Annotated in this window: 3 protein-coding genes and 1 pseudogene; 2 read left to right on the top strand and 2 right to left on the bottom strand. The window is 66.5% G+C overall.

The genetic code is table 11. The features are described from left to right. Positions 1–738 (top strand): annotated as a pseudogene (locus tag ACQKJZ_RS18490) (argininosuccinate synthase); the annotation flags it as partial. On the opposite strand, the gene ACQKJZ_RS18485 reads toward ACQKJZ_RS18490, so the two are convergent. After that, a complete protein-coding gene (locus tag ACQKJZ_RS18485) occupies positions 686–1,819 on the bottom strand; it encodes a glycosyltransferase family 87 protein (protein WP_427733060.1) in 1,134 nt (377 codons plus the stop codon). The pseudogene ACQKJZ_RS18490 and the gene ACQKJZ_RS18485 sit on opposite strands and share 53 nt — an antisense overlap. Positions 1,820–2,032: 213 nt before the next feature. Here ACQKJZ_RS18485 and ACQKJZ_RS18480 point away from each other — a divergent pair, with 213 nt between their 5' ends. After that, on the top strand, positions 2,033–3,700 hold the full coding sequence (locus ACQKJZ_RS18480) for a hypothetical protein (protein WP_427733058.1): 1,668 nt from the start codon (positions 2,033–2,035) through the stop codon (positions 3,698–3,700). A 4-nt stretch (positions 3,701–3,704) separates the two neighbouring features. On the opposite strand, the gene ACQKJZ_RS18475 is transcribed toward ACQKJZ_RS18480, so the two are convergent. Continuing rightward, a partial coding sequence (locus ACQKJZ_RS18475; protein ID WP_427733056.1) for a peptidogalycan biosysnthesis protein occupies positions 3,705–4,024 on the bottom strand: 320 nt, incomplete at its 5' end.

Genomic DNA, 4,024 nt, shown 5'->3' with positions numbered 1-4,024 from the left:
GAATTCGCCGAGGCGCATCAGATCCCGGTGTCGAAGGACAAGCGCGGCGAGGCGCCCTTCTCGACCGACGCGAACCTGCTGCACACCTCGTCCGAGGGCAAGGTGCTGGAGGACCCGTGGGATGAGGTCCCCGATTACGTCTATTCGCGCACGGTGAACCCCGAAGACGCACCCGACGTGCCCGAGGTCATCACCATCGATTTCGAGCGCGGCGACGGCGTCGCGCTGAACGGCGAAGCGTGCTCGCCCGCCACGCTGCTGACCAAGCTGAACGAACTGGGCCGCAAGCACGGCATCGGCCGCCTCGACCTGGTCGAGAACCGCTTCGTGGGCATGAAGAGCCGCGGCATGTACGAGACGCCGGGCGGCACCATCTATGCGCTGGCGCATCGCGGCATCGAGCAGATCACGCTCGACCGGGGTGCCGCGCATCTGAAGGACGAACTGGCGCCGCGCTATGCCGAGCTGGTCTATAACGGCTTCTGGTTCTCGCCGGAGCGCGAGATGCTGCAGGCCGCCGTCAACTACAGCCAGGAGAAGGTGACCGGCACCGTCCGCCTGAAGCTGTACAAGGGCCAGGCGACCGTCACGGGCCGCAAGTCGCCCTACAGCCTGTATTCGGAAAAGGTCGTCACCTTCGAGGACGATCAGGGCGCCTATGACCAGCGCGACGCGGCGGGCTTCATCAAGCTGAACGCGCTGCGCCTGCGCCTGCTGGGGCGCCGCGACCGGGCCTGACAAGGCCGTGCCATTGCACGCCGAAAAGGGAAATGAGCGCGATCGGCGTCAGGGGGATGCCGATTGCGCTGGCCATCATCCCCCATTGCGGCGTGACGAAGGCGATCAGGGCGATCGCCTTCTCCATGGGTGAGGCCTCGGGGCGGCCATAGACGACCAGCGCCGCGAGCATCACGACCGTCAGATCATAGTTGAAGGCATAGGGAAGCAGCACGAACGTGCCCGTCGCGGCCAGCAGGGCAAGGGCGGCGGGCGGCGCGCCGCGAATCGTGGCGCTCGTCACGCCCAGGGCGACGCCGATGAATGCCATACCCTGCAACCCATAGGCGATGGCGGCGGGTATATGTTGGCGTAGCAGCGCGCTGGCCAGCGATGTCGCCATCAGCCCGTAAAATTCCTGCCCCGGATCGATCATTCGCGCCTGCACCCCGGACGTGACCGTCAGATACTGGGCCCACAAATCGGACCCGAACGCGACGACGCTGGCCATCACCAGCGATCCGACCGTCAGTGCCGCTGCCGCGATGGTGCGCCAGTCGCCGCGCAGCAACAGGATGACAGGCACCAGCACCGCGACATGTGGCTTGAGCGCCATCAGCCCGAAGCAGACGCCCGCCCATCCCGGCCGATTCGGCAACCAGTGCCAGCCCGCCAGGAAAAGCGCCCCGATCAGAAAGCCGTAATGGCCCGCCCAGATGTTCATCAATGCCGCCGGGGTCAGCAGCAACAGCCAGGGCGCGCACCCCTCCGGCAGCCAAGGCCGCGCCGCCAGCGCGAACAGCAGTCCGGTCCCGCCCAGCCACAGCATCAGTGCCGGGCCATAAGGCAGCAGGGCGAATGGCATATCGAGGAACAGCGCGATCGGCGGATAGGAGTAGTTATGAATGCCGACCGTGCCGTACAATGCGTGTTCGAAGCCGCGATAGCGATCGAGATCATAGAGTAGGGCGAGCCGGCCGTTCAGCGCCAGCTTCCCGCCGGTCCATATATTGGCAAAATCGCGGCCCCACATTTCCGACAGGCCGATCACGCCATGGCGGGACGCACGATAGTCGGCGATGAACAACGTCATCACGATCATGCTGCCGAACACCCATATCAGTGGCGCGGGCAACCGTAATCGGGCGCAAGGCATGTGGTCCATATATCCGCGCTACGCCCGATCCGTTGAGGAAGCGTTGATCACGGCTCAATCGCGCCAAGATCGGGGGCGGTGGGGCCGGCAATGCCATCTATCGCGTTCGGCGCGGCCGGTGCTTGTCCAAGTCCCCTTCGGTCCGCTAGGCACCGACGCATGAACGGGGGAAAGCTCAACTGGTGGCAGACGCGGTGGTTCGTGGTGGCGATGGCGCTGCTCGCCGCCATGCCGCTGCTCTGGCCGACGGTGCCGCCGCTGGTCGACCTGCCCGGCCATATGGGGCGGTACCGGGTCCAGCTGGAATATGCCGACCAGCCCTGGCTGGCGCAGTGGTATCATTTCGAATGGCAGATGATCGGCAATCTGGGCATCGACCTGCTGATCGAGCCACTGGCGCCGATCTTCGGGCTGGAGCTGGCGGTCAAGCTGATCGTCATCGCCATCCCGGTGCTGACCGTCACCGGCCTGCTGTGGATCGCGCGCGAGGTGCAGGGGCGCATTCCCGCCACCGCGCTGTTCGCGCTGCCGCTGGCCTATAGCTATCCCTTCCAGTTCGGGTTCGTGAACTTCGCGCTGTCGATGGCGCTGGCGCTCAACCTGTTCGCGCTGTGGCTGCGCATGGGGCGGCTGGGTGCGGTGCGGTTGCGCGCGATCCTGTTCGTGCCGCTGTCCTGCGCCTTGTGGGTGGCGCATACCTTTGGCTGGGGCGTGCTGGGCGTGCTGGCCTTTTCGGCCGAGCTGATCCGCCAGCACGATCTTCGGCGCGCGCGCGGCGCGCGGGGGGTGAAGGGGTGGATCGTCTCCGCCATCCATGCCGGCATCGGCTGTATCCCGCTGGCACTGCCCATGGTGCTGATGGTGCTGTGGCGCTCGGGTGCGGATGTCACCGGCCAGACCGGCGACTGGTTCAACTGGCGCTGGAAGATCAACTGGGTGACGATGGTGCTGCGCGATCGGTGGATGGCGTTCGACCTGGCCTCGGTGACCGTACTGTTCCTGGTGTTGCTCAAGGGCGTGCGCGACGAGCGGGTCGAATATTCGCGCAACCTGGTCCTGTCGGCGGCCTTCCTGTTCATCGTCTATCTGCTGCTGCCGCGCATCGTCTTCGGATCGGCCTATGCCGATATGCGGCTTGCCCCCTATGTGCTGGCGATCGCGCTGATCGCGCTGCGGCCCCGGCGCGGGCTGTCCTTCCGGGGCGCCTCGACGCTGGCGATCGTCGGGCTGTTGTTCTTCGTGGTGCGGATCGGGGCGACCACGGTCAGCTATGTGATGTACAGCAACGACTATGACCGGGTGCTGACCGCGCTCGATCATGTGCCGCCGCGCGCGCGCCTGCTGACCTTCGTGGGCCGGCAATATTGCGCGGACGTCTGGCCGTCGAGCCGGCTGGAGCATGTCGCCGGCCTCGCGTTGGAGCGCAAGCTCGCCTATGCCAACGACCAATGGTCGATGGCGGGCGGGCAGCTGCTGACCGTGCGCTATGCCCCGGCCAAGCGGTTCGCGCACGACCCGTCGGAGATCGTGACCCAGCGGCGTTGTCGCGGCCAGTGGTGGCGGCCGATCGACACCGCGCTCAAGCTGCTGCCGCGCGATGCGTTCGACTATGTCTGGCTGGTCCATCCGCCGCGCTATGACGAGGCGTTGACGCGGGGACTGACGCCGATCTGGCGTTCGGGCCGCGACATACTCTACCGGATCGACGATCGCCGCCCGATCATCGATCCCACCGCCTATGAGATACTCAGCCGGCCCCTGCCCGGCGACGACCGGCGCGCGCCGCCCGCACGGCGCAGCACGCCGCCCGACAAGGACGACGATTGAGGGTTCAGCCCCGCCGGAACGGGGTCAGCTCACCCAGATACTCGCTCTCGGCAGCAATCGCTTCTCGCTCGCGCTCGACGAACTCGGCGACGGCGCGGCGAAAGGCGGGGTGGGGGATGTAATGCGCCGACCAGGTCGGCACGGGGACATAACCACGCGCCAGCTTGTGTTCACCCTGCGCGCCGGCCTCCACCGTCTTCAATCCGCGCGCGATGGCGGCGTCGATCGCCTGGTAATAGCATAGCTCGAAATGGAGGAAGGGCACCTCCTCGGTCGCGCCCCAATAGCGGCCATAGAGCGTGTCCGCGCCGATCAGGTTGAGCG

The organism is Sphingomonas sp. NPDC019816, assembly GCF_050274375.1.
In the GTDB taxonomy this organism is placed as follows: domain Bacteria; phylum Pseudomonadota; class Alphaproteobacteria; order Sphingomonadales; family Sphingomonadaceae; genus Sphingomonas.
Note: the sequence above shows the minus strand (reverse complement) of the source record. Positions and strands in the feature narration are given on the sequence as shown.